The 3,246-nt window shown below is 75.9% G+C and carries 4 protein-coding genes and 1 riboswitch; all 4 genes read right to left on the bottom strand.

Translation table 11 applies throughout. The annotated features are described in order from the left end of the window. Positions 1-386, bottom strand: a 386-nt coding sequence (locus AC1DUQ_RS19690) for a bifunctional diaminohydroxyphosphoribosylaminopyrimidine deaminase/5-amino-6-(5-phosphoribosylamino)uracil reductase RibD (RefSeq protein ID WP_477074413.1), incomplete at its 3' end; no start/stop codon positions are given. Positions 387-462: 76 nt separating this feature from the next. Then, positions 463-595: riboswitch (FMN riboswitch) on the bottom strand. A 64-nt stretch (positions 596-659) separates the two neighbouring features. Next, positions 660-1,319: a ribulose-phosphate 3-epimerase gene (gene rpe, locus AC1DUQ_RS19685; RefSeq protein WP_477062010.1), complete on the bottom strand. Its 660-nt coding sequence runs from the start codon at positions 1,317-1,319 to the stop codon at positions 660-662. A 21-nt stretch (positions 1,320-1,340) separates the two neighbouring features. Beyond that, complete coding sequence (locus AC1DUQ_RS19680; RefSeq protein WP_477062009.1) at positions 1,341-2,855, bottom strand: RsmB/NOP family class I SAM-dependent RNA methyltransferase; 1,515 nt, start codon at positions 2,853-2,855, stop codon at positions 1,341-1,343. Continuing rightward, the coding region (locus AC1DUQ_RS19675; protein ID WP_477074412.1) for a methionyl-tRNA formyltransferase at positions 2,852-3,246 on the bottom strand (395 nt) is incomplete at its 5' end. The genes AC1DUQ_RS19680 and AC1DUQ_RS19675, both read right to left, overlap by 4 nt.

Genomic DNA, 3,246 nt, shown 5'->3' with positions numbered 1-3,246 from the left:
GCGCGCAACCGCTCGGCACCGCCGGCCGCGACGGGGTTCGGGTCGGGGACGGACACGACGACCCGGGCCACTCCCGCGGCGAGGAGCGCCTCGGAGCACGGGCCGGTGCGACCGGTGTGGTTGCACGGCTCGAGCGTGACGACGGCGGTCGCGCCCCGGACGTCGGCGCCGCGCTCGGCAGCGTCCGTCAGCGCGGCGACCTCCGCGTGCGGCGTCCCTGCGCCGCGGTGCCAGCCCTCGCCGAGCACGTCACCGGACGGGTCCAGCAGGACGGCGCCCACCCGCGGGTTCGGGCCCGTGGCTGGTCCGCGTCGCCCGAGCTCGAGGGCGCGGCGCATCGCGTCGGCCTCGGAGGGTGCGCGCACACCGGTCTCGACGCTGGACATGCTCACCTCCGGACGCGCTGGGCTCCGGGGTGAGGGCGGCAGGACGGGTCCCGCAACCACGGCGCGAGCGCGCCGCCACGTGATCCTCCCATCCGGACTTTCACCGTCGGTCCTGGAGTTCCACCAGGTCAACCGCCCGATCCTTGCGGACCGTGCGGGTCGCGGACTGTCACCGCCGGCTCGGAATTACACCGACCCCGGAGCACGTGTATGTGTTCGTACTGCGCCAACGATCATGCCACACGGCACATTCCCGCCGGGCATTCCCGCCGGTCAGGCGCCCGCGTCCGCCAGGGACCGCAGGGCGGCGATCTCGGCCGCGATGTCGGCCGCGCCGTACACCGCCGAGCCGGCGACGAACACGTTCGCCCCGGCGGCCGCGATCCGGCCGATCGTGTCGCGGGCGACCCCGCCGTCGACCTGGATCCACGTGTCGCCCCCGGACGCGTCCAGCGCGGCGCGGGCGCGCCGGATCTTGGGCAGCATCCCCTCGATGAACGACTGCCCGCCGAACCCCGGCTCGACCGTCATCACGAGCAGCATGTCGAACTCGGCCAGCAGGTCGAGCAGCGGCTCGACGGGAGAGGCCGGACGCAGCGCGATCCCCGCACGGACCCCGCGGGACCGCAGCTCGCGGGCCAGCCGCACGGGCGCCTGCGTCGCCTCCGCGTGGAACGTCACCGAGGCGGCTCCCGCAGCGGCGTACTCGGGGGCCCACCGGTCGGCGTCCTCGATCATCAGGTGCACGTCGAGCGGAACCGGTGCTACCTCGGCGATCCTGGTCACCACCGGCAGACCGAGCGTCAGGTTGGGCACGAAGTGGTTGTCCATGACGTCCACGTGCACGAAGTCGGCCGTCGCGATCGCCTGGAGGTCGCGCTCGAGGTTGGCGAAGTCGGCGGACAGGATGCTCGGGTTGATCAGTGCAGGCACCCGGCCAGCGTAGAGGGCCTCTCAGCGCGTGCGGCGGAGGAGGGTGAGGTGCATCGCGTCCGTGCCGTGCACGTGCGGCCAGAGCTGGACGTCGGTCCGCGTGTCGTCGAGCTCCACCGCGCCACCGGGCGCGATGCCGCGGACGACGGCGGGTGCGTCGACCACCGACACCTCGACGCCCTCGCGTCCCGCGGCGCGCACCGCGTCCTTGACCACGAGCTGGGTCTCGACGAGGTGCGGCGAGCAGGTCACGTACGCGACGACCCCGCCGGGGCGCACCGCGCGCAGCGCCGAGACGAGGAGGTCACGCTGCAGCGCGCTCAGTCCGGCCAGGTCCCCGGGCGTGCGGCGCCAGCGGGCCTCCGGGCGCCGACGCAGCGCTCCGAGCCCGGTGCAGGGCGCATCGACCATCACGCGGTCGTACGCGCCGGGCTCGTCCGTGCCGACCGTCCGGCCGTCGCCGGTCCGCACGTCCTCGACCGCGTCGGCGGGCACCGCGCGCAGCGCCTGCTCGACCAGACGCGCGCGGTGCGGCTGGATCTCGTTGGCGACGATCCGGGCCCCGCGCTCCCCCGCGACGGCGGCGAGCAGCGCAGCCTTGCCGCCGGGTCCGGCACACAGGTCGAGCCAGCGTTCGTCGGGGCCGTCGAGCGGCGCCTCCGTGAGGGCGAGCGCGACCAGCTGGCTGCCTTCGTCCTGCACCCCCGCGCGACCGTCGCGCACGCTCGGAAGTGCGGCCGGGTCGCCGCCCGAGAGGATCACGGCGGTGGGCGCGAGCACACCGGTCGTCCCGACGCCCTCGCCGGCGTCGGCGACGACCTCCTCGGTGCCGGCCAGTCCCGGCCGCGCGACGATGGTCACCCGCGGGGCCGCGTTGTCGGCGGCGAGCAGCGCGCCGATCTCGTCGGCCGACCGCCCGTTGCCCACCAGCGCCTCGCGCAGCGCGCGCACCACCCACAGCGGGTGACTCTCCACGACCGCCAGCCGCGCCAGCTCGTCGGCACCGGCCGCGTCCGCGATCCGCTGCTCCCACTCCTCCGGTGTCGAGCGGCCGACGGTCCGCAGGACGGCGTTGACGAACTGCGACGGACCCGTGCCCAGCTGTTCGCGGGCGAGACCGACGGTCTCGGAGACCGCTGCGTGCGCGGGGACCCGCATGCCGAGCAGCTGGTGGACACCGAGGCGCAGGACGTCCAGCGCGGGCGCGTCGATGGTGCCGACCTCGCGGGAGGCCGCCTGCGCGATGACCGCGTCGTAGCGGCCGCGCAGCCGCAGGGTGCCGTAGGCGAGCTCCGTGGCGAAGGCCGCGTCGCGCCCGGTGATCCGGCGGTCCCGCAGGAGCGGCGGCAGGACGAGGTTGGCGTAGGAGTCGGAGCCGTCCACCGCCCGGAGCACGTCGTAGGCCGCGGTCCGCGCGGGGTCGCTCCCCCGGCGGCGCTGCGACGGTGCGGCCGCGGTCCGCTGGGTCCGCCCCTGCGCGCGTGCCGCACCCCGCTGACGACCGCTCGGGTCGCGCCGGTCGTCCGCGGGGCTCACGCCGCACCGCCCAGCACGGTGTCCGACGCCAGGCGCGCGCCGCGGGCCCAGTCGGCCGCGTCCATCGCTCGCTTGCCCTGCGGGGTCACCTGGGACAGCCGAACGGCGCTGCCGCCCGTCCCGACGAGGACGTCCTTCTTCCCCACGAGCAGCTGCCCCGGGGCCAGGTCGGTGACGTCCGGCATGGGCAGCACGGGCGCGACCCCCAGCCGCGAGCCGTCGGGCAGCGTGGTCCACGCGCCCGGCGCCGGGGTGCAGCCGCGGATCCGGCGGTCGACCGCGTGCGCGGGGTGCGACCAGCGCACGCGTGCGTCCTCGACCTCGATCTTCGGGGCGTGGCTGACGCCGTCGGTCGCCTGGACGACAGGACTGAGGATCCCGTCCTCGAGCG

This window comes from Cellulomonas sp. P4_B5_2, from assembly GCF_056402235.1.
Note: the sequence above shows the minus strand (reverse complement) of the source record. Positions and strands in the feature narration are given on the sequence as shown.